This is a genomic window from Actinomycetospora sp. CA-101289 (assembly GCF_050955895.1).
In the GTDB taxonomy this organism is placed as follows: Bacteria; Actinomycetota; Actinomycetes; order Mycobacteriales; family Pseudonocardiaceae; genus Actinomycetospora.
The window spans coordinates 221,702-245,432 of sequence record NZ_CP192093.1 but is presented as its reverse complement, the minus strand read 5'-3'; the positions used below and the strand labels follow the sequence as shown (position 1 = coordinate 245,432).

General features: G+C 75.5%; 23 protein-coding genes and 1 riboswitch. Of the genes, 1 reads left to right on the top strand and 22 read right to left on the bottom strand.

The features are described 5' to 3' along the window. Positions 1-169: 169 nt before the first annotated feature. From ACQPX6_RS01155 to ACQPX6_RS01080, 16 genes are all read right to left on the bottom strand, one after another. The gene (locus ACQPX6_RS01155) at positions 170-532 is read right to left on the bottom strand and encodes a hypothetical protein (protein ID WP_433784866.1); all 363 of its coding nucleotides are present in this window, start codon (positions 530-532) and stop codon (positions 170-172) included. Beyond that, positions 529-1,299, bottom strand: coding sequence for an ESX secretion-associated protein EspG (locus ACQPX6_RS01150; RefSeq protein WP_433784865.1), 771 nt, complete (start codon positions 1,297-1,299; stop codon positions 529-531). The genes ACQPX6_RS01155 and ACQPX6_RS01150 overlap by 4 nt, the downstream gene beginning before the upstream one ends. Next, complete coding sequence (locus ACQPX6_RS01145) at positions 1,296-2,813, bottom strand: hypothetical protein (RefSeq protein WP_433784863.1); 1,518 nt, start codon at positions 2,811-2,813, stop codon at positions 1,296-1,298. Before ACQPX6_RS01145 ends, ACQPX6_RS01150 begins: the two co-directional genes overlap by 4 nt. Positions 2,814-2,914: 101 nt before the next feature. Then, positions 2,915-4,792 (bottom strand): hypothetical protein, encoded by a 1,878-nt coding sequence (locus ACQPX6_RS01140; RefSeq protein WP_433784862.1) that lies wholly within the window; start codon positions 4,790-4,792, stop codon positions 2,915-2,917. A gap of 47 nt (positions 4,793-4,839) precedes the next feature. Continuing rightward, the gene (locus ACQPX6_RS01135; RefSeq protein ID WP_433788160.1) at positions 4,840-5,715 is read right to left on the bottom strand and encodes a S49 family peptidase; all 876 of its coding nucleotides are present in this window, start codon (positions 5,713-5,715) and stop codon (positions 4,840-4,842) included. A gap of 55 nt (positions 5,716-5,770) precedes the next feature. After that, entirely contained in the window at positions 5,771-6,973 is a 1,203-nt protein-coding gene (locus ACQPX6_RS01130) for a sensor histidine kinase (RefSeq protein ID WP_433784860.1), read from the bottom strand. Between the two features lie 5 nt (positions 6,974-6,978). Further along, positions 6,979-7,839 carry an Fpg/Nei family DNA glycosylase gene (locus ACQPX6_RS01125; RefSeq protein ID WP_433784859.1) on the bottom strand — a complete coding sequence of 287 codons (861 nt, stop codon included), beginning with the start codon at positions 7,837-7,839 and terminating at the stop codon, positions 6,979-6,981. Between the two features lie 17 nt (positions 7,840-7,856). Then, positions 7,857-8,312, bottom strand: a complete 456-nt coding sequence (locus ACQPX6_RS01120) for a hypothetical protein (protein WP_433784858.1) — start codon at positions 8,310-8,312, stop codon at positions 7,857-7,859. Positions 8,313-8,342: 30 nt separating this feature from the next. Then, positions 8,343-9,992, bottom strand: coding sequence for a class I adenylate-forming enzyme family protein (locus ACQPX6_RS01115; protein ID WP_433784857.1), 1,650 nt, complete (start codon positions 9,990-9,992; stop codon positions 8,343-8,345). Between the two features lie 42 nt (positions 9,993-10,034). Then, positions 10,035-10,889 (bottom strand): alpha/beta fold hydrolase, encoded by an 855-nt coding sequence (locus tag ACQPX6_RS01110; RefSeq protein ID WP_433784856.1) that lies wholly within the window; start codon positions 10,887-10,889, stop codon positions 10,035-10,037. Continuing rightward, a complete protein-coding gene (locus ACQPX6_RS01105; protein ID WP_433784854.1) occupies positions 10,886-11,284 on the bottom strand; it encodes a helix-turn-helix domain-containing protein in 399 nt (132 codons plus the stop codon). Before ACQPX6_RS01105 ends, ACQPX6_RS01110 begins: the two co-directional genes overlap by 4 nt. Positions 11,285-11,289: 5 nt before the next feature. Continuing rightward, positions 11,290-11,646: a hypothetical protein gene (locus ACQPX6_RS01100; RefSeq protein WP_433784853.1), complete on the bottom strand. Its 357-nt coding sequence runs from the start codon at positions 11,644-11,646 to the stop codon at positions 11,290-11,292. 128 nt (positions 11,647-11,774) lie between these two features. After that, positions 11,775-11,963 carry a hypothetical protein gene (locus ACQPX6_RS01095; protein WP_433784852.1) on the bottom strand — a complete coding sequence of 63 codons (189 nt, stop codon included), beginning with the start codon at positions 11,961-11,963 and terminating at the stop codon, positions 11,775-11,777. A 179-nt stretch (positions 11,964-12,142) separates the two neighbouring features. Beyond that, the gene (locus ACQPX6_RS01090) at positions 12,143-13,903 is read right to left on the bottom strand and encodes a PHA/PHB synthase family protein (RefSeq protein ID WP_433784851.1); all 1,761 of its coding nucleotides are present in this window, start codon (positions 13,901-13,903) and stop codon (positions 12,143-12,145) included. Between the two features lie 123 nt (positions 13,904-14,026). Beyond that, positions 14,027-14,875 (bottom strand): class I SAM-dependent DNA methyltransferase, encoded by an 849-nt coding sequence (locus ACQPX6_RS01085; protein ID WP_433784850.1) that lies wholly within the window; start codon positions 14,873-14,875, stop codon positions 14,027-14,029. A gap of 177 nt (positions 14,876-15,052) precedes the next feature. Continuing rightward, positions 15,053-15,676 (bottom strand): hypothetical protein, encoded by a 624-nt coding sequence (locus ACQPX6_RS01080; RefSeq protein ID WP_433784849.1) that lies wholly within the window; start codon positions 15,674-15,676, stop codon positions 15,053-15,055. 208 nt (positions 15,677-15,884) lie between these two features. Here ACQPX6_RS01080 and ACQPX6_RS01075 point away from each other — a divergent pair, with 208 nt between their 5' ends. Then, complete coding sequence (locus ACQPX6_RS01075) at positions 15,885-17,132, top strand: alpha-hydroxy acid oxidase (protein WP_433784848.1); 1,248 nt, start codon at positions 15,885-15,887, stop codon at positions 17,130-17,132. Here ACQPX6_RS01075 and ACQPX6_RS01070 read toward each other — a convergent pair. From ACQPX6_RS01070 to ACQPX6_RS01045, 6 genes are all read right to left on the bottom strand, one after another. Then, positions 17,121-17,615: a nitroreductase family deazaflavin-dependent oxidoreductase gene (locus ACQPX6_RS01070; RefSeq protein ID WP_433784846.1), complete on the bottom strand. Its 495-nt coding sequence runs from the start codon at positions 17,613-17,615 to the stop codon at positions 17,121-17,123. The two genes, ACQPX6_RS01075 and ACQPX6_RS01070, sit on opposite strands and share 12 nt — an antisense overlap. Positions 17,616-17,635: 20 nt before the next feature. Continuing rightward, positions 17,636-18,781 (bottom strand): hypothetical protein, encoded by a 1,146-nt coding sequence (locus ACQPX6_RS01065; RefSeq protein WP_433784845.1) that lies wholly within the window; start codon positions 18,779-18,781, stop codon positions 17,636-17,638. Beyond that, positions 18,778-19,611, bottom strand: a complete 834-nt coding sequence (locus ACQPX6_RS01060) for a hypothetical protein (RefSeq protein ID WP_433784844.1) — start codon at positions 19,609-19,611, stop codon at positions 18,778-18,780. The genes ACQPX6_RS01065 and ACQPX6_RS01060 overlap by 4 nt, the downstream gene beginning before the upstream one ends. Before the next feature lie 90 nt (positions 19,612-19,701). Then, positions 19,702-20,736 (bottom strand): aldo/keto reductase, encoded by a 1,035-nt coding sequence (locus ACQPX6_RS01055; protein WP_433784842.1) that lies wholly within the window; start codon positions 20,734-20,736, stop codon positions 19,702-19,704. A 19-nt stretch (positions 20,737-20,755) separates the two neighbouring features. Continuing rightward, positions 20,756-22,234 carry a GDSL-type esterase/lipase family protein gene (locus tag ACQPX6_RS01050; protein ID WP_433784841.1) on the bottom strand — a complete coding sequence of 493 codons (1,479 nt, stop codon included), beginning with the start codon at positions 22,232-22,234 and terminating at the stop codon, positions 20,756-20,758. A gap of 2 nt (positions 22,235-22,236) precedes the next feature. Further along, positions 22,237-23,595, bottom strand: coding sequence for a purine-cytosine permease family protein (locus tag ACQPX6_RS01045; protein ID WP_433784840.1), 1,359 nt, complete (start codon positions 23,593-23,595; stop codon positions 22,237-22,239). Next, a riboswitch (TPP riboswitch) is annotated at positions 23,587-23,698 on the bottom strand. It overlaps the preceding gene by 9 nt. Positions 23,699-23,731: the final 33 nt, after the last annotated feature.

Here is a 23,731-nt window from a genome sequence, read left to right as displayed (position 1 = left end):
GCCGGGGTTCGCACGTCCACGATAGGACCCGATCGGCTCGTCACCCTTCCGTGCCCCGCCGTGAGCGCACGTCGGGGTGGGCACTCCGGGCCCGGACCACCCGATCGGGGGCGGGGAACTGCTCCGCCCGCATGACGGCACGGGCCTCCACGGACCACCGGAGCGGCCCTCAGGCCGGCCCGGACTCCTGACCCAGGGACCGCGCGCCGCCCGCGTCGGTCTGCTCCCAGAGCGCGGCGCTCTGGCGCAGGGCGCTCTTCAGGGCCTCGAGCTCGCCGGCCAGCGAGCGCGCGGCCGGCACCGTGTCGGAGCTGACGAGCTCGCGGTACCAGGCCGCGATGGCCGCGTTGTCCTCGCCGGAGCCCACGGGCAGCGACTCGGCCGCCAGCCGGTCGAGCGCCGCCTGCGCCTCGGCCACACCCTGCTCGAGGCCCTCGACCCGCCCCGCGAAGGCGCGCGTCTCCTCGGGCCGCATCGCGGCCTCGCCACCCGCGCCCGCGGCGTCCCCCCCTGGCGGCTGGGGTGCGCTCATGCGGTGCTCCTTCCGGGCGGACGCGGCGCGACCGCGTCGGACAGCACGGTACGGACCTCGGCGAGCAGTTGTCCGCCGGTTGCGGGAACGAGCAGTGGCGGACGCGCGGGCGCGACGCCCGGCGCTGGCCCGGGGGGCAGGCGCAGCACGTGACGGCCGCGGGGGCCGTCGAGCCAGCAGAGCGGCGCGGCCACCCGGCGGGGTTCGACTCCGGCACGGCGCTCGGCCACGCCGACCTGGGAGACGGCCGTGACGGTGGCGAGCAGGTCCTCGCCGGCGTCGCGGGCGCGGGTCGCGCGCTGCGTGGCGGGGAGGTCGGCGGGGAGCCCGCCCGCCGGCACGGGCACCGCGGGCCCCGACCCGGGCGGCACCGGCGGGACCAGGGCGAACACGGCCTCCGCGAGGCCGTCGGGCGGGCACGGCGCCACCCGCACCGGGGCGCCCGCGTGCTCGGGCGACGACAGCACGGCCCCCACCCGCCCGTCGCCCAGCGCCACCACCGCGATCGGGTCAGCGGCGTCGCGGCGGACGAGGTCGACGGCGAGCCCCCAGCCCGCCACCGCGGTGCCGGCGTCGAGCAGCAGCCGCGCCGGGGCGGGCTCGAGGAGCCCGCGGCGGCGCAGCGCCTGCTCGGTGGCCGTGCGGTGGCGCTGGACCTCGGCGTCGGTCTCGGCGGACCAGTGCACCGGACGCAGCGGGTAGGGCCAGGCGGCGCCGCACTGCTCGAGGACCCAGAGCAGCTCGTGGCGATCGAGCACGATGCTCACCGGTCGTCGTGCTCCCCGAGCACCGGGGGCGTGACCAGGCGGCGCTCGTCGGGGTCGTCGGCGGGGTCGCGCCAGGGGTCGGCGTCGACGAGGTACTCGGGGTGGCGCACCGGTGACCCGCCGGACCGGGCGGCGCGCGCGGCCCCCGCGGCGCCGCCGGTGGGGGGCAGGAGGGGGACGTCGCTGCCGTGGCCGCCGGGGGTGTGGCCCGGGGTCGCGGGGCCGGGGGTGGTCCCGGCGGGGGTGGCCCAGCTACCGCTGCCGGGGCCCGGGGAGGTGCTCGAGGTCCCGGACGTGGTGCCCGGGGTCGTCCGTTCCTCGCCGCCGCGCGCCGCTCCGGTGGTCGGCCCCTCGGGTGCCCCGGTCGAGCCGCCGACGCCGGGTCGGCCACCGGGCTGGTCCCGGCGCTCGCCGCGGCGTCCCTCGCTGACGGGCCGCCCGGTGACCGCGCCGCCGGTCAGGCGGTCGGCGGCCGTCGGGGCCACCGGGCCCGCGGGTGACACGGGCGTGCCGGCGCCCGGAGCCCCCGCCCCGCCGGGCACCGGGCGGCCACCCGGACCACCACCGGTCCCGGGTGCGATCGGCGCGCCGGGCCCGCCCGACCCGGGCCCGCCGGGACCGCGACCCCCGCCACCGGGCGGGACCTCGGCGCCACCGCCGAGCAGGCGCGAGACGAACCGCCCGAGCGGGCCCGCCCGCTCCCCCGTGCCGGGCGCGGGACCCACGCCGGCGGGCCCGCCACCGGGAGCCGACCGGCCGGACACCACGCCGCCCGCCGCGGGACCCGGTCCGCCGGGCCGGAGGGCGGGCGTCGGGGTGCCGGCGGAAGCTGCGGCCCGCGCGAGGACCCCGCCCCGCGCCGGAGCACCGGACCCGAAGCTCCCGGGCGTCGCCGCTGCGGGCACGCCGCCGCGGGCCGTGGCCGGCAGCGGTCCCGCGCCGCCCGGTGTCGCCCGCCCGGCGAGGCCGTCGACGGCCGACGGGGCGCCGCGCGCGGCCAGCCCGGTGTGCTCGAGGTAGGCGCGGTAGGCACCCTGCGCGGCACGCTCCTCGGCCTGGGCGGCGTGGAACGTGCCGAAGCCGTCGGCCGGCCCACCAGCGGTCAGCGCGCCCGCCAGACCCGGTGTGGCCGGCGAGGTACCGAGGACGGGCAGCGCCGGCGGACGGGGCGCACCGACGAGGGCCTGGACGCGGGCCAGCGCGTCGCGCACGCCCTGGAGGCTGCCGGCCTGCCCGGTGACCGCGTCGCCGAGACGGCTCATGCGGGCGACCAGGGTGCGCACGTGCGCGCTCGCCGCGTCGGCGTCGCGACCCCGCCACGCCGTCCCCAGCTCGCCGTGCGCCCGCTCGAGGCGCTGTGCCGCGGCACGCAGCTCCTCGCCGCGGGCGGCGTGGCGCACGCGGGCGGAGTCGATCGCGGCGGGGTCGGCGCCGTCGTGGACCCAGCGGTGGATCAGCTCATGGCTGAGCGCCGAGGTGTCGCGACCGCCCCACGGGACGCCGGGGACCGGCACGGTCCACCACCTCCCGCGCCCGTGCACGTCCTGACCCCGGGAGCCTAGGTCCGACCGGGCGATGGTGGGGACCGAATCTCCCGCGCGGAGGCCGAGCCCCATCAGAACGGGGGGTCGGGGTCCTGGTCGGTGGGTGTGGGTGGTGGTCGGGGCGGGGGTGCCGGGGGTCGGTCCCAGAGGGGGCCGTCGTCGGCGTAGCGGTCGGGTTCGGTGCTGGAGGGGACCGCCGGTGGTTGGGGGTCGGGCAGGGCGTCGGTGATGGCTTGGGGTGGGCGGGGGTAGGTGTGCCCGGTGGGGCTGGTCCAGGTGAACCAGCCCGGTCGGGGTTGGTGCAGGGTCCAGCCCTGGTCCTTGAGGTCGTGGTCGTGCCCGCACGCGGGCCCGAGGTTCCCGGGCACGGTGAGGCCGTGCTCGATGACGGGGCGGGTGTGGTCGATCTCGGCGGCCAGCGCGGAGGCCCCGCAGGGCGGGAACACGCACGAGCGGTCGCGGATGGTGATCCAGCGGCGCAACGCCACCGACGGGAACCGCGCCAACGCCTCCCGCGAGCCGTGGTCGTCGGCGTCGTCGTTGGTGCGAGCGGTGCGGGCGGTGCGCCAGAGCTGGTGTTGGTGGTGCAGGTCGGTGAGCAGCCGTGTCCAGGCGGGGTGGTCGGTGGGGCGGAGCTGGTCGAGCTGGGCTGCGGTGACGTGGAGCTCGATCACCGGGCGCGGCGCCCCCGGGATCGCCGGCTCGAGTGGGCTGGCGGTGGTGTGGGTGGGGCGGTGGCGGGTGAGCAGGGCGGCGACCAGGGCGCCGCTGTGGTCGGTGACCGCGACCCGCCACTCCGCGTCGCTGTAGGCGGCGGCGAGCTCGCGGGCGAGCCCGGCGGTGATGACACCCCAGCCGGGCAGCCGGGCGGGGCGGTCGTCGAGCTCGAGCAGCGTGCCCAGCCCGACCCGCAGCTCGAACCGCGACTGCCGCGTCGACCGCCGCCCCACCCCCGCCGCCGGGTCATCCGTCGGCGCCGGGTCGTCCGCCGCCGCCGGGTCCTCGGCTGGCGCCGGATCATCGGCCGAGCCCGGGTCGTCGGCCGGGGCCGGGTCGTCGAGCGTGGGCTCGTCGGGTGGGGTCGGGTCGTCGGGTGGTGCCTGGGCGGGGTCGGGGGTGCGGCGGGGTTGGGGGTCGTCGGGGTGGGCGGCGGCGAGGACCGCAGCCACGATCTCGGCGTCGGTGGCGCCGGCGCTGCGGGGGTGCAGCAGCGCGCAGATCACGTCGGCGCGGATGGTGTCGATCAACCCCGGATGCCCCGCCGCCTGCACCCGCGCCGCCAACGCGTTGACCCGCCGCACCGAACGCACCCCGGCAGCCAGCGGCAGGTCCAGCGCCGAGAGGTTCACCGTGCCCGCCTCCGTGCACCGCGCCCGCACCCGCCGCTGCCGCCGCGCCTGCCGGTACAGCTTCTCCGCCCACCCCGGGTCCAGGGCCTTAGCCAGCGCCTGCACCCGGTCGATCAACCGCGACGGGGTCAGCCCCGCCGCCTCGTCCACCAACCGGTCGATCACCTGCCCGGCGTGCTCGGACGACAGCGCGCTGGTCCAGCGCACCAGGATCGCCACCCGCGCCTCGTCGATCCCCCCGGCCCGCCACCGCTCCCCCAACCGCGGATACCGGGCCGCGCCGTCCGCGACATCCAACAACCGGGCCACCGCGGTACGCGACGCCGCCAGCACCGCCCGCAGCTCATCCCCCGCCGCCGGCACATCACGATCCGCGCGCCCACCCGGCGCGCCCGGATCCGCCAGCGCCGCCTCCCGCGCACACGCGTGGAACACGGCCTGCTGGTGGGCGAGCTGGCGGCGCTGCGCGGCCACCAGGCGCACCGTGTCGAACGGCGACACCCGCGCCGGATCCAGCCCCTCCAGCACGGCGGCCAGCGCGGCGCCGGCGGGGAGCTCCTCCACCCCCGCCGGCACCACCTGCCAACCATCCTCGAACACGTGTTCGAGTCTAGCGAGCACCCCCGACAACCACGGGGCGTTCCGGGTCAGAGCCCGAAGCGGCTCCACAGCGAGCGGTGCTCGAACCACTCCATCGCCGTGCCGATCGGGTCGAGGGCGGCCGTCGGGGCGGCGGGACCGACGATCCCGCCCAGACCCAGCCGCGCGAGCAGGGGCCGGCGCGGCTCGACGGTGGTCGGCTCGGCGCCGGGGAAGCGGCGGGCCAGCACCTCGCGGGCGGTGCCGAGGTCGTCGACCAGCCCCAGCTCGAGGGCGCGCCGACCGGTCCACACCTCGCCGGTGAAGAGGTCGGCGGTCTCCCGCAGGGCGTCACCGCGCCGCGAGCGCACCCACTCGATGAACAGCTCGTGCAGCTCGCCCTGCATCCCGAGCAGCCACTCGACGTCCTCGGCCTTCTCGGGCTGGAACGGGTCGAGACGGGCCTTGTTCTCGCCGGCGGTGTGCAGGCGGCGCTCGATGCCGTAGCGCTCGATGAGCCCGGTGAGCCCGAAGCCGCCCGACACCACCCCGATCGACCCCACGAGCGACGTCGGGTGCGCGTAGATCTCGTCGGCGGCGCACGCGAGCCAGTAGCCACCCGAGGCGGCGACGTCCTCGCAGAAGGCCAGCACCGGCACCTCGTGCTCCTGGGCGAGCCCGCGGATGCGGTCGGCGACCAGGGCCGACTGGGTGGCCGACCCGCCCGGCGAGTTGATCACCAGCGCCACGGCCTCGACCCGGTCGGCGGTGAACGCGCGGCGCAGGGCGTCCTCGACGGCGGTGATGTTGATGACCGCGCGCGGCACCGGCCCGCTCGCCGCCGTGATCACGCCCTGGAGCCGCACCACGCTGACCGTGCGCGTGCCCGTCGCCGCGGCGAGGGGGCCGGGCAGCACCGAGGACAGGGCCGAGCCGAACCGCATCTGCATGCACCCGACCCTAAGCGCGACGCACGGGCCCGGCGCGCCGGTGGTCACGTCACACGCGCACGCCCGCCCGGAACTTCGGCACGCGCAGGATGATCTTCGTCCCCGCCCCGCGCTCGGTCTCGACGACCAGCCCGTAATCCGGGCCGAACGCCGAGCGCATGCGGTCGTCGACGTTGCCGAGCCCGACGTGCGCGCCCGAGAGGTGGGCGTCGCGGTTCTCCTCCTTGAGCGCCTGGGGGTCCATGCCGACGCCGTCGTCCTCGACGGTGATCGTGCACTCCGCGCCCGAGTCCTCCGCCGTGAGCGTCACCGTGCCCCCGCCGGGCTTGCCCGACAGGCCGTGGCGCACCGCGTTCTCCACCAGCGGCTGCAGCGCCAGGAACGGCAGGACCACCGAGAGCACCTCGGGCGCCACCTGCACCTTGACCGTCAGGCGGTTGCCGAAGCGGGCGTGCTCGAGGGTCAGGTAGCGGTCGATGTTCTTGAGCTCGTCGGCGAGCGTCGTGTACTCGCCGGCCTGCCGGAACGAGTAGCGGGTGAAGTCGGCGAACTCCATGAGCAGCTCGCGCGCCCGCTCCGGGTCGGTGCGGATGAACGAGGCGACCGTGTTGAGCGCGTTGTAGATGAAGTGCGGCGAGATCTGCGCGCGCAGGGCCCGGACCTCGGCGCGGTTGAGCCGGGCGCGGGACTCGTCGAGGTCGGCGAGCTCGAGCTGGCTGGACACGTAGCGGGCGACCTCAGCCGACGCGCGCAGCAGCACGGGGCCCGGGGTGTCCGCGCTGACCGCGGCCAGCGTGCCCGCGACGTTGCCGTCGACCTCCAGCGGCACGACGACGATGCCGCGCACCGGGCAGTCCTGCGACCCGCACTCGATGTCCTTGCGGCTGGCCACCTGCTGGCGCCCGGTGCGCATGCACTTCTCGGCGTACTGGCGCACGTCCAGGCTGTGGTGCTCGGCCTCGCCGTCCCAGGCCAGCGGCACGCAGTCGGCCCCCGTCATCGACAGCGCCTCGGTGTCGAGCAGCGTCCGCAGGTACGGCACGGCGAACTGGGCCGAGCCCTCGGACAGCCCCTCGCGCAGCGCGGGCGCGGCCAGCGACACGGTGTGCAGCGTCGAGAACGTCGCGCGCTCCAGCGGCGACGCGAACTGGTTGCGCCGCTTGACCCGCCGGTACACCAGGACGGAGACCACCAGCGCGATCGCCACGATGACGGCGGCGACCAGGCGCGGATCGGTCAACCAGCTGGGCACGACACCTATTTGACCAGACGCGACAGGCGGCGGTCCGCCAGTGCACGCCCTTGTGTCTGGCAGGTGGGGCAGTACTGGAAGGACCGTTCGGCGTAGGACACCTCCCGGACGGTGTCGCCGCAGACCGGGCACGGCAGCCCGGTGCGCGCGTGCACCCGCATCCCGGAGCGCTTCTCGCCCTTGAGGCGGGCCGCGTCCTGGCCCACCGCGCGGTCCACGGCCTCGCTCAGCACCCCGATCATCGCGGCGTGCAGCCGGTCGACGGCCTCGGCGTCGAGCTTGCCCGCCGCGGCGAACGGCGACAGCTTCGCGACGTGGAGGATCTCGTCGGAGTAGGCGTTGCCGATGCCGGCGAGGACCTGCTGGTCGACGATCAGCGTCTTGAGCCGCTCGGTGCGCCCCGCCAGCAGCTCGCCGAACTCCGCCCGCCCGAGCGAGAGCGCGTCCGGACCGAGCTTCGCGATGCCCGGCACCTGCTGCGGATCGGTCACGAGGTAGACGGCGAGGCGCTTCTGCGTGCCGGCCTCGGTGAGGTCGAAGCCCGGCCCACCGACGGTCTCGAGGTGCACGCGGAACTCCAGCGGCCCCTTGCCCGGCTTCGGCGGCGTGGTCGACGCCTGGTCGTGCCAGCGCAGCCAGCCCGCCCGCGACAGGTGCACGACGAGGTGCAGCCCGTCGAGCTCGACGTCGAGGAACTTGCCGTGCCGCGCCGCCCCGGTGACGAGCCGGCCGACCAGCGTCGACACCGGCGGGTCGAACGTCTTGAGCGCCGTCATGCTCGCGAGGTCGACGCGCGCCACCGGCCGGGCCAGCGCGTGCGTGCGCAGGTGCTCGGCGAGGGCCTCGACCTCGGGCAGCTCGGGCACGTCAGCTCACCGGCCCTTCAGCTCACCGGCTGCAGCGGACTGTCGGCGTACGCGGGGGTCGCGCGGGTCTCGAGGCTGCGGATGGTCGCCGACATCTCCTCGCGCGCCGCGCTCGTGCCGCGCACCCAGCCGACCCACCGCTCGGGCGCCGAGCCGTCGGAACCGCCGGGCGTCTCGGCCACGAGCGTGCGCGGGCGGCGCAGCACCCAGCGCCCGGGGAAGAACGCCGCGATGAGCAGCAGGATCAGCCAGACCCAGACGGGAACGACGACGCCCTGGCTGCCCGTGAACCACCACGCCAGCAATGCGACCCAGAGCAGACCCATGATCGAGACGATGCCGATGGCCGCGAGCCGGCCACCCTGCATGTCGTGCTCGAAGTCCTCGCCGGTGGCCGGATCGGTCCACTCCATCTTCTGGCGCACCATCCACTGCCGTCCGTCGGCGGCGCGCACGATGCGGATCCGGGCCATGCCGCCCAGCCTAGCGCCGCGGCGGGGGGCTCAGGCCTGGTCGCGGCGCCAGACGGGCGCGTCGAGCGACCCCGCGTCGCGCACCTGGTCGCGCAGTTCGCGCTTGAGCACCTTGCCCGCCGCGGACACGGGCAGCGCCTCGGCGACGTGCAGCGCACGCAGCCGCTGGTAGGGCGCGAGCTGCTCGTCCACCGCGGCGACGAGGCGCGCCGCGGCGTCGTGGTCGAGCGTGACCCCGGGCGCCGGTACGACGACGGCCACGGGCTCCTCGCCCACCGCCGGGTCGGCGCGGCCCACGACGGCGGCCGAGGCCACCTCCGGCTGCGTGGCGAGCAGCTCCTCGAGGTGGCGCGGGTACACGTTGTAGCCCTTGTAGAGCAGCATGTCCTTGGCCCGGTCGACGATCTCGAGCAGGCCGTCCTCGCCGAGCACGCCGATGTCGCCGGTGCGCAGCCACCCGTCGACCAGCGTCGCGGCGGTGTCCTCGGGCCGGTCGAGGTAGCCGACCATCACCTGCGGCCCGCGCGCCCAGACCTCGCCGGGCTCGCCCGCCGGCACCGGGGCGCCGGGCGCGCCGACGACGACCTCGGTGTCGGGCACCGGCACCCCGACCGTGCCGATGCGCCGGTGCGCCGAGCGGGCCGTCGCGCCGAAGGTCAGGCCCATCGTCGCCTCGGTCATGCCGTAGCCCTCGACGATGACCGCCTCGGGCATCCGCTCGGCGAGCCGCTCGGCCAGCGCGAGCGGCATGGGCGCGGCGCCCGAGCTGATGCCCTGCACCGAGGTCAGGTCGCGGGACTCCGCCTCGGGGTGCGCGAGCAGCGCGTGGAACAGCGGCGGGGCGCCGGTCACGGCCGTCACCCGGTGGGTCTCGACGTCGGCGAGGAAGCGGCCGGGGTCGAAGCGCTCGTGCACGATCGCCGTCGTCCCCGTCACCAGCGGGACCGTCATGCCGCCGACCGTGCCCATCGCGTGGAACCACGGGGCGACGGCGATCCCGACGCCCTCGCCGAGACGGGTCGGCCACTCCTCGGGCGGCCCGACCTGCTCGACGGTGACGTCGCCCCCGACCCCGTGCTCGGGATGCGAGCCGGTGGTGTGGCAGGCGTACTGCAGCACGTTGGCCACGACGTTGGCGTGGGTGAGCACGACGCCCTTCGGCAGGCCGGTGGTGCCGCCGGTGTACGAGAGGTGGGCGCGCGCGACCGTCGGGTCCAGGTCGACCACCGGCGGGGCGTCGGCGTCCTCCGACCCCAGGCCGACCCCGTCGGTGGGGATCAGCGGCACGCCGGCGCCGCCATCGCGCAGCCCGACCACCGCCACCGCGCGGGCGTCGGCGAGCTGCGCCGCGACGCCGTCGGGCGGCAGCTGCGGGCTGACCGGGCTGAACGTCGCCCCGGCCAGCAGGATCCCGTGGTACGCGACGGGGAAGGCCAGCGTGTTGGGCAGGTGCACGCCGACGACGTCGCCGGGCTCCACCCCGCGCGCCTGCAGGTGGTGGGCGAACCCGCAGGCCGTGCGCCACAGCTCGCGGTAGGTCAGCGTCCGGTCGTGGTGGGAGAACGCGACGCGGTCGCCGAACCGGCGGGCCGCCCCGTCGAGCAGGGCGCCCACCGGCACCTCGGGGTACGGGAGCCGCTCGGGCACCCAGGTCCGCCAGTCCGTCGTCGCCCCGGTCACCCGACGGACCCTAGGCGAGCGGCCGTCCACCCGCCCGGGAGCTCAGCGGTCCAGGAAGTCCTCGAGCACCGGGCCCAGGTCGTGCGGGCGGGTGAGGATGCCGACGTGCCCGCCCTCGTGCAGGTGCACGGTGCTCTGCGGGAGCAGCGCGCCCATGATGTGGGCGTTGACGACGGGGATGACCGGGTCGAGGCGCCCGTTGAGCACGAGCGTCGGCGCGGCGATGAACGGCAGCACCGGGAAGCTCGTCCAGCTCATGAGCGCCAGCAGCTGGTAGAGGTACCCCCGCGGCTCGACGGAGCGGGCGCGCGAGAAGACCTCGTCGACGGCGGCCTGCGACTCCCCGACGTAGATCTCCGCGCCGGCGTCGTGGCGGTAGTTCCGGTCGTTGTAGCGCCGCGGCGTGAGCATCTTGGCCAGCACGCTCAGCCGCGCCGGCACCATCACCGCGCCCATGCCGGTGCTGACCAGCGCGAGCCGGCCCGTGCGGTCCGGGTGCTGGAGCGCGAACTGCTGCGCGATGCCCCCGCCCCACGACAGCCCGAGCACGTCGGCGCGGGCGTAGCCGAGCTCGTCGAGCAGCCCGGAGAGCAGGAACGCGAGGCCGCACATGGGCAGCGGCGCCCACGGCGCCGGGGAGCCCCCGATGCCGGGCACGTCGAAGCGCACGACGGGCCGCTCCGGGTCGAGGGCGGCGACCAGCGGGTCGAGGAACTCGAGGCTCGCGCCGATGCCGTTGAGCAGCACCAGCGGTCGACGTCCGGGCGCACCCGGGCGGTGGCAGACGTGCAGGCGGTGCCCGAAGACGGTGACGTCGCCGACGGCGCCGAGGTCGCGCTCCGGCTCGTCGGGGTCGGACGGGGACTCGTGGGGCGGCTCGAGGGCGAGGGCGCTCATCGGGCGTCCCTCCCGTCGGGCGGACCGGCGGTGTAACTGCGGTACACGGAGATCAGCGCCTCCTTCTGGCCGTCGGAGAGACGGGAATCGGCGCGGATCGCCCGTTCGGTGGACGATTCGCCGGCCTCGGGCGGGTGGCTCCCGGCACGCTCGCGCACCAGGCCGGCCTGCAGCAGCAGGTTCTCGGCCGAGATGTCGAGCGCTTCCGCGATCGCGTGCAGCACACGGACCGAGGGCTCGTGGAGTCCCCGTTCGATCTGGCTCAGGTAGGGGTTGGAGATGTTGCTCAGGGCCGAGAGCTGCCGCAGCGAGAGCCGGGCCAGCTTGCGCTGGCTCCGGATGAACCCGCCCAGGGCACGACGGTGGTCGTCCCAGGCCCGGCCCGGGTCGGACACGACGGTCAGCGGCGGGCCGCGGGCGGCGTGACGACCGTCAGCGGGCGCAGCAGCGCCGGCGCGGTGGCGCCGAGGACGTGGTGGACCGCGGAGCGCTGCGCCTCGAGCACCTGCACGCCGGTGTCGTAGAACCGGTCGACGGCCTCGGCCGCGGAGCGCGGCAGGCCGGCGGTGGCGGCCGTCGCGGCGGCGGGTGCGTCGGCACCACCGGGCACGAGACCCGGGACGCCGCGCAGCACCGAGGTCCAGCTCTCGGCGAAGGCCCCCGCGAGACGGAGACCGGCCTCCTGGACCTGCGTGATCATGTCGAGGGCCTGCTCACGGGCGGACTCGAGCGTGGGGTCGGCGGTCGGGGTGGTCATGGTGGAACCTCCGCGTCGTCGGTGACGCGCTCAGTTTACCAAGCACGACCCCGCGCGGTCGGCGGCGCAGTGGCCCCGGTCACCCCCGGTGCACGCTTCGTCACACCGCGCGGTTCACCGCGGCCGATTCACAGTGGCGGCAGTGACGCCACCAGCCGGGCGCGCTCGGCGGCGACCCGCGAGGAGCACACCGCGCAGGGGCACCGGCCCTCGCGGCTCGCGAGCAGCAGGTCCAGGCGGAGGAAGACGCGGTCGTAGGCCGGGCCCACGGCCAGGTCCACGTGACGGCGGAGGTCGACGGACGCGTAGCGGTCCATGGCGGCACCCTCGGGACGGGCGGGCGGCGGGCGTTGCGCAGAGCGCACGCGACGCGCGCTCCACGCAACACCGTGCCGAGGGTGGACGACACCCGTCAATCCCGGGGCGCGCACGGAGCACCCGCGTCACCCGGTCGCCCCACGCGGCAGGGCCGCGCGGGCGAGTCGGGCGGTGGTGGTCAGCCGGTCCCGAGGACGTACGAGCCGGGCGCGTCCTGGAGCGGCGGGTAGGCGTCCGAGCCGGTGGGCGGCGGCTGGCGCATGCCGCCACCGCGCTCGCCCATCCAGTCGCGCCACGGCTCCCACCAGGAGGCGCCCACCTCGGTGGCCCGCTGCATCCAGGTGTCGGCGTCCGGCGCGGAGTCGCCCCCGACCGTGCCGATCCAGTACTTGGCCTTCTTGCCGGGCGGGTTGACCACACCCGCGATGTGGCCGCCGTTGGACAGCGTGAAGGTGACGTCGCCACCCAGCAGGGTGGTCGACTGGAACGACGTCCGCCACGGCGCGATGTGGTCGTTGATCGCGGCCACGATGAACGTGTCGTTGGTGACCGACTTCAGCGAGAGGTGCTCGCCGAGCAGCTCGAGCTCGCCCCGCGCGAGCTCGTTCATCAGGTAGAAGTGCCGCAGGTAGAAGGCGTGCATCTTCGCGGGCATCCGGGTGGAGTCGGCGTTCCACGCGAGGATGTCGAAGGCCGGCGGGGCCTTGCCCTCCAGCCAGTTCGGCCCGACGTAGTTGAAGATCAGGTCGTTGGCGCGCAGCAGGTCGAAGGTGCCGGCCATCGAGTCCGCCGGCAGATAGCCGGTCTTGGCCATCTTGCGCTCGAGCCGGTCGACGATCTCGGGGTCGACGAAGCTGCTCACCGGACCCGGGTCGGAGTAGTCCAGCAGGGTGTTCGTCAGCGTCAGCGAGTTGAGGCGGTGCTCCTGTCCGCGGGCGTGGAGCATCGCGCTGGCGATCGTGGCCATGAGGCCGCCGAGGCACAGGCCGACGAGGTTGACCTTCTCGGCGCCGGTGATGTCCTGGACGACGTCCAGCGCGGCCAGGTTGCCCAGCTCGAGGTAGTCGTCGAGCCCGACGTCGGCCATGGACTCGTCGGGGTCGCGGTAGCTGATGACGAACACGGTGTGCCCGTGCTGGACCGCCCACTCGAGCAGGCTGCGGCCCGGGGCCAGGTCCATGATGTAGTACTTGTTGATCCACGGCGGGCTGACCAGGATCGGGATCTCGTGGACCTCGTCGGTCTGCGGCTCGAACTGGATGAGCTCCATCAGCCGGTTGCGGTACACGACCTTGCCCGGCGTGGCCGCGAGCTCCTTGCCGACGCGCAGGCTCGAGCGGTCCACCTGCTGGGGCCGGCCCTGGTTGGTGGCCAGGTCGTCGAGCATCTGGCGGGCGCCGGCCAGCACGCTCGAGCCGCCCGTCTCGAAGGCGCGCTTGAGGGCGGACGGGTTGCCGGGCAGCAGGTTGGTGGGCGAGAGCACGCTGCCGAGCACGTCCATGAGCAGCTCGGCGCGCTCGCGCGACGACTCGTCGAGCCCCGCCGCCCCCACGAGGTCGTGCAGCGTCTGCACCACGGCGAGGTACTGCTGGCGCACCGCCCAGTAGACGGGGTTCTCCTCCCACGTGGGATCGCGGAAGCGCCCGTCCTTCTCCACCGGGACCGGGCCCTCCGCGTCCGACCCCAGCACCCGGGCGACCGTCGCGCTGCCGATGCGCGCGGCCAGCGCCGCGTGTCCCGCGACCACCCGGCCCACGTCGGTGGGGTGGGTGGCCAGGCCCTGCGCGAGCTGGACGACCGTGCGACCCCACAGGGCCGGATCGACCTCGGCCAGCAGGTCGGCGGGGATCACCGCCTCCAGCGCCGTCGCCACGTCGACGGTGCCGGCGGCGGCGTCGCGGCCCACCGGGGTCCGGCTGCGGTGCTGCTCCACGGTCATGTCGGCGACCTCCACGTCGTCTCCGGGGCACGCCACCTTCGACGTGCCCCGATGTGGAGTGTGCCCGGACGCGACCTGGGTCACACGGTTACCGACGAGTCGTAGACGCGGCTCACCCCGCGATCACCCCGCGAGCGGCCCCCTCTTGCGCGCGACGATGCCCTCGTAGAGCAGCGGGGTGCGGTCGGTGGCCAGCCGGTGCTGGAAGCGCTCGCGGCGCACGACCTCGAGCGCGCCCGAGCGGAGCGACTCGCCGATCATGCCGGCGAACCCGGACGTGTCGGTCTCGTCGAGGAACGCGTCCTTGATCGTCATGACGACCCAGCCGTCGGGGGCGATGAGGTCGTAGGCGGTGCGGAAGGCCGCCGGCGGGATGTCGCCGAACCCGAGCGCCGCGACGACCGTGAGGGTGTCGAGGTGGTGCGCGGCGAGCGTCTCGCGCTCCGCCGCGGCCAGCGCCGTCAGGTCGGCGACGTGGTAGTCGGCGTAGAGGCCGGGGCGGTCGCGCTCGGCCGCCTCCTCCGCCTCGGGGAGGATGTCGACGCCGACGGCGTGCCCGACGCCGATCGCGGCGAGCTCCTCGGCCATGATCCCGTTGCCGGCGCCGAGGTCGAGCACGCGCAGGGTCTCGGCGGACACGCCCGCGGAGGCCAGGGCCTCGGCGAACAGGCCGACCATGAACCGCGGCGAGTCGCAGCCCAGGACGTCGTAGAAGATCTTCTCGTAGAGCCCGGGCATCCGGAAGATACGGTCGTAGTCGTGGAACCGGTACTCGCCCCACGTGCCGTCGGGCTCGGCGACGACGCACCACTCGTCGTCCTGGCTGAACTTGCTGCCGGGCTCCGGGAGGGCCAGCCGCAGGGTGGTCCGCGCCTCCTCCAGGCTCATGTGCTTCGACGGCGGGGTCGCCGTCCGCTGGAGGACGCCGCGCTCACGCCTGCCGTTCGTGCCGTTGACCGCTGTCGGTGCCATCACTGACCTCTCGTCCCGGCGTCGCCCACCGGGGCGACGGAGCTGGACGCGGGCAGGAGGTATCGCCCACGCAGAGCATTCACGCGACTCGATCGTCGTCAGGGTCCGCACGAAGGGTCAAGGGAAGGGGCGTCAATAGAACCAACGTCACGGTGCGGTGGGTCCGCCACCGCGGGGTCACGACCAGCGCCCGCCCTGGGGTCCGCGCGGGTCGTGCCGGGTGGTGCGGTCGTCCTGACCGGAGTAGGGGTCCGCGTACGGTCCGCGCTGGTCGTAGGGCTGGTCGTAGCTGCCGTAGCGCTGGTCGTAGCGCCCGTCGTACTGGCGCCCGCCCCAGCCGCTGCCGGCCGTCACGGGACGCACCGCGGTGCGCGAGACGCCCGAGAGCATCGAGATGATCGCGAGCCCGATGGCCGCGTAGAGCACGGCGGTGGCGATGTGGTCGACGACGCTGCCGCGGGCCAGGAAGACCTGCAGGAGCAGCACCACGAGCGCCAGCACCACGAGCGCGGAGAAGAACGTGGCCGGCCGCGGCGTGGTCAGCAGCAGCAGGTGCAGCAGGGCCGTGCCCGCCAGCGCCGCGATGGCCGCGCAGACCGGGATGATCGTGATGGCGTTGTCGACCAGGGCGCCGCTGCGCTCCGCGGTCTGGATGCCGAGGTCGAAGACGTTGGTGAGGATGAGGACGCCGACGATCGCGATGCCGGCCGCGACCACCGCCGTCGCGACGCCGCCGGCCCACAGGCGCTTGCCGACCACCTCCACCTCGCCTTCGTCCCACGAGCGCTGCGGGTAGCTCACGACCTCGTCCTCTCCCCCGATGGCGACCGGGCCTGCCGACCGCCGATCCGGCCTTCGCTCGATGGTTGTACCGCACCGGGCTCCACCACGGGCGGACCATCCCCGGCTCCGCGGCGTCGCCGATCGGCTCCCCCGTCGCCTTGACGCGCGGCGCGCCGCCCCGTTCGGTTGGGGACGAACCGCCGACGCGCGACGAGGAGCGAGGCCGATGACGTCCCGTCCGGAGTACCCGGCACCCGCCCGCACGGCCCGTCGGCTGCCGCGCCCCGCGGAGCTGCGGCCCCTGCTGCGCCTGGCCCGCCCCGACCCCGACCCCGTGCGCCGGCGCCTCGCACGCGCCCACACCGTCGCCGACCTGCGCGAGATCGCCCGCCGGCGCACGCCCCGGGCCGTCTTCGACTACACCGACGGCGCCGCGGAGGGCGAGCTGTCGCTGCGGCGCGCCCGCGACGCGTTCGCCGCGCTGGAGTTCCGGCCGTCGGTGCTGCGCGACGTCTCGCACATCGACACCTCGACGACGATGCTCGGCGGGCCCTCGGCGCTGCCGTTCGCGTTCGCCCCCACCGGGTTCACCCGGATGATGCACCACGCCGGGGAGCCGGCGGTCGCGCGCGTCGCGGGCCGGATCGGGGTGCCGCACACCCTCTCGACCATGGGCACCACGTCGCCCGAGGACCTCGCGGCGGCCGCGCCCGACACGCGGCGCTGGTTCCAGCTCTACCTCTGGCGCGACCGGGCGGCGAGCCAGGAGATCGTCCGGCGGGCCGCGGCGGCCGGCAACGAGGCGATCATGCTGACGGTGGACACCCCGGTCGGCGGGGCGCGCCTGCGCGACGCCCACAACGGGCTGACCATCCCGCCGGCCCTCACCGCGCGGACCCTGTTCGACATGGCGCGCCACCCGCACTGGTGGGCGAACGTCCTGACCACCGACCCGCTGGAGTTCGCGGCCCTGACGTCGTGGGAGGGCACGGTCGCCGAGCTCATCGACACGATGTTCGACCCGGCGCTGACCCTCGACGACCTCACGTGGCTCCGATCCACGTGGAACGGCCCGCTCGTGGTGAAGGGCGTGCAGACCGCCGCGGACGCCCGCCGGGTGGTCGACGCGGGCGCCGACGCGGTGGTCGTGTCCAACCACGGCGGACGCCAGCTCGACCGCGCCCCCGTCCCCCTGGAGACGCTGCCCTCGGTCGTGGCCGAGGTCGGCGGGCAGGCGGAGGTCCTGCTCGACACGGGGATCATGTCGGGCGCCGACATCGTCGCCGCCGTCGCGCTCGGCGCGTCGGGCTGCCTGGTCGGCCGGGCCTACCTCTACGCGCTGATGGCCGGCGGCGAGCAGGGCGTCGACCACCTCGCGACGATGCTCACCGCGGAGATCCGCCGGACGATGGCGCTGCTCGGGGTGTCGTCGGTCAAGGAGCTCACCCCCGACCACGTGCGGCTACGCGACTGAGGGGCCCTCGCGGCGCGTGAGCACGACGAACGGGATCGTGCGCCCGACCTCCTCGGCGCGCCGCTGGTAGCCCGCGAACGGCCGGTACGTGGCGAGCGCCGCCGGCCAGAGGCGCTCGCGCTCCTCGTCGGTCGCGATGCGCGCGTGCACCGACCGGACCTCGTCGCGCACCTGGACGGTGGTGTCCGGGTGCGCGCGGAGGTTGTGGAACCACGCGGGGTGGCGCGGGTGCCCGCCGTAGGACGCGACGATGACGAGGTCGTCGGGCTGGTCGGGGTGGGTGAAGTAGAGCAGCGGCGTGGTGCGCGGCTGCCCGCTCTTCGCCCCGACGTGGTCGAGCAGGAGCATCGACGGCATGCCGGGCACGGCGTGGCCGAGCCGGCCGCCGGTGCGGCGGTAGAGCGCGATGTGCGCGCGCGTCACCGCACCGACGACCGGGGCGAGCCGATCCAGGGTGCGGCCGAAGTCCGGGGTGGAGACCATGGCCGCACCGTAGAGGTGATCTAGAGCGTCAGCAGCCGGTCGAAGAACTCGCGGTAGCGCTGGACGGCCCGGCGCATCTCCTCGGTGGAGGGCTCCCCGCCGAGCGCGTTGGGGTCTAGGGCGCTGCGCTGGGTGGAGAACGTGCGCGAGAGCTCTTCGAGGACGTCGCCGACCAGCCCGTCGGCGCGGGCCACCGCGTCCTGGGGACGGTCGACGAACATCATCCGGACGTCCTCCCACTGCGAGCGCCACTGCGCCGCCCGCTCCGGGTCGATGATCGTCCCGCGGGGCGCGTCGTCGTCGTCGCCGTGGCCGGCCTGGTCGCGGCCGAGGCTGCCCTCGTCGGCGTAGCCGCCCTGGGCGGCCGGGTTGCCACCGGCCTGACCGACCTGGCCGGGCTGACCACCCCGGCCGTCGGAGGGCTCGCCGGGCGCGCCGCGCCCGTGGTCGGGCGGGCCCGGGTAGGCGCCCGGCTGCCCGCCGATGCCCGGCTGACCGGGGCCGACACCGCCGGGACCGGCACCGCCGGGCTGCCCGCCGTACTGCTGCTGGCCGCCGTACTGCTGACCGCCGTACTGCTGCTGCTGACCGCCGTACTGCGGGTCGCCGTAGGCCTGGCCGCCGTACTGCTGCTGGCCGCCGTACTGCTGGTCCCCGTACTGCTGCTGGCCCACGTGCTGCTGGCCCGGCTGGTCGCCGTGCCGCTCGGTGTAGGGCGTGCCCGACCGGGCGCCCTGCGGGTCGCCGCCGTACACATCGCCCTGCCCGCCGCCCTGCCCGCCGCCGGGCTGGCCGCCGTACTGCTGGCCGGGCTGGCCGCCGTACCCGCCGCCCGGCTGACCGCCGTAGTGCTGACCGGGCTGCCCGCCGTACTGCTGACCCGGCTGACCCGGCTGACCGCCGTACTGCTGGCCGTGCTGCTGGCCGCCGTACGGGTCGCCCTGCGGCTGGCCCCCGTACTGCTGGCCGTGCTGCTGCTGGCCGCCGTAGGGGTCGCCCTGCGGCTGCCCGCCGTACTGCGCCTCGCCGTACTGGGGCTGGCCGTACTGGTCCTGGCCGGCGTTCTGCCGGGGGTCCTCGTCGTACCCGCCCGGGCGGCCGTGCTCGCCCGGCACCTGGTCGTCGGCCGCCTGGTCCGTCGGTCGGCCCTGCTCGGGGTGGCTCATCGCCTGCGCTCCTGGTGTCCGTCGGGGCCGCCGGCCGGGGGTGCCGTCGGGCGTTGTCCGGGCGCGGGCCCGCCGGGCTGTCCCCCCGGGCCGGGCGCGCCACCGGGCGCGATCCGCTCGGTGCCCGCGTCCGGGTGCCCGCCGGCCTGGCCGGGCGCACCCCCGCCGGGCCCCTGGATCCGCTCGGTCGATCCCGCCGGCCCGGCACCCGGGGCGCCGGCACCGTGGGCGCCGTCCTGGGCGCCGCCGTGCGCACCGCCGCGATCACCGCCGTGATCACCGCCGCGGTCGCCGCCGTCGTCGTCCAGCAGCGCCTCGACCAGCGAGCGGAAGGCGGTGAACGCCCCGCGCAGATCCTCGGTGCTCGCCGTGCCGTCGCGGTGGGCGGTGGTGACGCGCTGGGCGTGCCGGTAGTCCTCGACGAGGTGCGGCTGCGCGACCGACAGGTCGTCGGTGCGGCGCTGGCCGTCCTCGATCGGGTAGCCGCGCTGGCGCATGATCGTCACGACCAGCGCGTCGGCGTGCTCCACGGCACCGCCCGGGTCGTCGACGAAGCCGCGCTGCACCTGCTGCCAGTCCGCGTGGAAGCGCTCCCGCTCGTCGGGCTGCAGCGGACGCAGCTCGTGCTGGTCGTGCCGGTCCTTGCGCTCGCGAAGCTCCTTCTCGGCCTGCTTGCGGTCGCCGGTCTCGGCGACGCGGCGCTCGTACTCCGGCCCGAACTCGTCGGCGAGCTCACGCTGCCGACGTCGACGGGCGATGACGAGGGCGGCGACGCCGGCGACCGCCAGCAGCACCACCACGATCACGATCACGATGACGACGACGTCCATCGGCGAACCCCCTCCGAGCACCCGTGGGACTGATCATCGTGGCGGCCCCGGGCCGGCAGCTCAATCAGCCATCTGTCCCCACAACGGGAATTAATTCCCCGCCGCGGCGCGCTCCTCGCGCGGCCGTCGGCGCTGGGTCACGTCGCCGATCCCGGGCGGCTCGTACGACACGTCGCCGGGGTTGACGTCGACCCCCGGCGGCACGATCGCGTCGATGCGGTCGAGGACCTCGTCGTCGAGGGTGACCTCGGCGCCGGCGAGGACGTCGTCGAGCTGCTCCGCCGTGCGCGGACCGATGATCGCCGAGGTGACGCCCGGGTGGGCCACGGCGAACGCCATCGCCAGGTGCACCATCGACAGGCCCGCCTCCTCGGCGAGCGGGATCAGCTGCTCGACGGCGTCGAGCTTGCGCTCGTCGGTGAAGCGGCCCGGGGTGCGCTGCGCGCGCTGCGTCCCGGCCTCCTGCCCCTTGCGGATCTTCCCGGTGAGCATGCCCATCGCGAGCGGGCTCCAGACCAGCGTGCCCATGCCGTAGCGGCGGCAGACCGGCAGGACCTCGCGCTCGATGCCCCGGTTGAGGATGGAGTAGGGCGGCTGCTCGGTGCGGAAGCGCTCGAGCCCGCGCCGCTCGGCCACCCACTGCGCCTCGACGATCTCCGACGCCGGGAACGTCGACGACCCGATCGCGCGGACCTTGCCGCTGCGCACGAGGTCGGTGAGCGCCGAGAGCGTCTCCTCGACGTCGGTGTCCGGATCGGGCCGGTGGATCTGGTAGAGGTCGACGTGGTCGGTCCGCAGGCGGCGCAGGGAGTTCTCCACCTCCTGCACCAGCCAGCGTCGCGAGTTGCCGCGGTGATTCGGGTCGTCGCCCATGGGCGCGTGGGCCTTCGTGGCCAGCACGACGTCGTCGCGGCGGCCTGCGAGCGCCTTGCCGACGATCTCCTCCGACTCGCCCTGGGCGTAGACGTCGGCGGTGTCGACGAAGTTGATCCCGGCGTCCAGCGCCTTGTGGATGATCCCGATCGAGTCGTCGTGGTCGGTGTTGCCCCAGGCGCCGAACATCATGGCGCCGAGGCAGTAGGGGCTGACCTTGATGCCGGTCCGGCCGAGCGTCCGCATCTTCACGGGGCACAGGTAGCCCGTGTCAGCCCGGCGGAACCCCGACGCGGTCGACGACGGGGATCGCGAGCCGCAGCTCCCCGATGCCCGTGGGGTGGAACGGGTGCGGGTCGTCGAGGGACTGCAGGTCCGGGCCCAGGCCGTCCGCCGACGGGGTGCAGAGCGGCGCGAGCGGCGGGGCGACGACGTCGAGCCCGTAGCGCCGGGCCCCGGTGGTGAGCACCCCGTTGAGCTCGGCGTTGCGGTCGGACAGCAGCGCGATCTCGGGCGGCGTGAGCCCCGGGTACTGCCGCGGGCCCCGGACGGTCGAGCACTGCGCGTCCGGGCGCAGCACGTCGTAGCTGGTGAGGACGACGACGCGGGGGTGTGACGGCAGCGTGGCGAGGTCGGCGAGCAGGTCGGCGTAGTCGCGGTCGAAGGCGGCCAGCCGGTAGCGGAACTCGCCGGCGGTGAAGTTGTCGGAGCAGTCGGCGACCGCGTAGCAGTAGCCGATGAGGTCGGTCCAGTTCAGGTCATTGGGCCCGACGGCGACGACCACGAACGCGGGGTCGTCGACCTGCTTGAGCCGCCCGACCTGCGGCGGCACCGCCAGCCCGCCGGTGAACTGCGGCGCGCGCAGCCCCGCGGTGATGCGCGCGCCCGAGCAGGCGAGGTTGAGGACCTCGTCGCCGACCGCCGCGCCGACCTGGCGGGCCAGCGAGTCGGTGCTGCGGGCGCAGGCGGCGTCCTCCGGGGTCGCGTCCGGGGCGAGCGGCCCGCCGAGCCGGGCGACGCGCGAGTCGCCGATCACGACCCCGCGCACCCCGGACACGGTCGGCCCGACCGGCGACGGCGTGACGTGGTGCGCGCCGGTGAGGTCGGTGAGCGAGCGGGCGTCGCGCAGGTCGCGGGCACCGACCACCGCGAGCACCCCGCACACGCCCCACACCAGCAGGGACACGGTGAGCGCCACGACCGTCGAGCGGGTGAGCCGGCGCGAGAGCCGCCGGGCGATGAGCGACGGTCGCGCGGCGGCCCCGGAGCGCCGCGCGGTGCGGCTCAGGGTCGCCAGGACGCGCACCGACCCCACGAGGCCGCAGACGCCGAGCACGACCGCGACCAGCACGAGCGTCGCCCACCCGAACCACCGCTCGAAGCCGCCGACGATCGCCGCCAGCGCGTCCGCCGGTGCGGCGCCCCCGGCCAGGGACGTCATGGCCTGCCCGGCGGTCTCGTTGCGCTGCACCGGGCCGATCACCAGCTCCGGGCGCAACGGGCCGTAGATCGTCACGTCGGGCACGTCGAGGCGGGTGTTGCCGATCTGGACGATGCGCGGCGGCCCGGCGAAGGTCGCCGACGGCGCCTGCACCCCCACGCCGATCTGCTGCCCGAACGCCTCCACCTCCTGGGTGGGCGTCAGCACGACGGCCGCGCCGACCCCCGCGACCACGCAGGCGACGACGAGGAGCAGCGTCAACGGCGAGCGCAGCTCGCGCACCAGCCCCCCGAAGACCCTGCGGCCCACGGTCACCCCGTCCCGCGCCGCTCGAGACGCGCCAGCCCCGCGGCGACGAGCGCGGCGACGAGGAACGACAGCAACGACGCCGAGAGCCACGACGGCGGCGCGAGGCCCAGCGCCTCGCGCAGCGCGATCCAGGCGTCCGACCACACGGGCGCGCCACCGGGGTTGACCAGCTGGTACGCGACGAGACCGACCCCCCAGGCCACGACCATGAGCGGGCGGGAGGGGGCCCAGCGGGACAGGTCGGGCGGAGTACCTCGGCGGACCAGCGCGTCGCCGACCCCGACGCCGAGCAGCGGCACGAACACCGAGCCGATGACGGCGAGGAAGACCGCGTAGTCGTCGATCGTGACGCCGAGCGCGAGCACGGTGATCACCGCACCGATCGCGAGGCAGAGCAGACGCCGGTCGGCACGCGGCGCGAGGTTCTGCACCGACACCGCCGTCGAGTAGACGTTGGCGAACGACTGGTCGGTCTCCCGCGCGGTCAGCACGAGCAGCGCGACGACCCCGAGCGGCGCGGCGAGCATCGGGGCGAACACCGCGTCGCCGTCGCCCCCGACCAGCGCCAGGGCGGCGAGGCCCACGACGAAGCAGAGGATCTGGGTGACGCCGTAGCCGACGGTCGCGGCGGTGAAGGCGGTGGAGACGCGCCGCGAGTGGCGGGAGAAGTCCGAGGCCACCGGGATCCAGGACACCGCTACCGCGATCGCCGCATCGGACCCCGCCCAGAAGCCGGCCCAGGACCCGCCGCCGGCGGTGAGCGACAGCTCGGGCCTCGAGAACAGCCACCACGCGAGGTATGCGACAGAGATCGCCACGAGCACCGTGACCACCCGGCGCAGCAGCCGCAGCATCCCCAGCGGCCGCAGCGTGAGCACGGTGGTGACGACGCCGGCCCCGAGCACCCACGCCCAGGTCGGCCCGCCGAGCGCGAGGGTGCCGGCCTGGGCGATGACGACGAGTTCGAAGGTGCCCCAGCCGATGAGCTGCACGACGTTGAGCACCGACGGGACCCACGACAGGACGCCGCCGAAGAGCCCGCGCAGCAGCACCATGGCCGGCGCCCCGGTCGCGGCGCCGGGCATCGCCGAGAGCCCGATCATGGCGCTGCCGATCAGCGTGCCGACGACGGTCGCCGTGACGGCCGCGGCCACCGTGAGCGGCGGGGCGCCGGCGGGCTCCAGCACGGCCAGCACCCCGGCGAAGCCGAGCAGGCTGACCCCGAGGTTGGCCCAGAAGGCGCCCTGGTCGAGGAAGCCGAGGGTCCTGGGCACCGGCCCGTCGAGGGTGGGGGCGACCTCGGCGGGGCCCGAGGTGGCGGACCCGGAGGTGGACCCGGAGGTGGACGTGGACGTGCTCATCAGCGGCCTCCCTGCGCCGGCATGACCCGGATCAGGTTCGAACGGTCGGGACCGCGTCAGGTCCCCTCTCAGCCCGGTGGCCCGGACTCCCGTGAGCGCCTCCTCGACGCCTGCCGCCGACGGTAGGTCGGCGGGC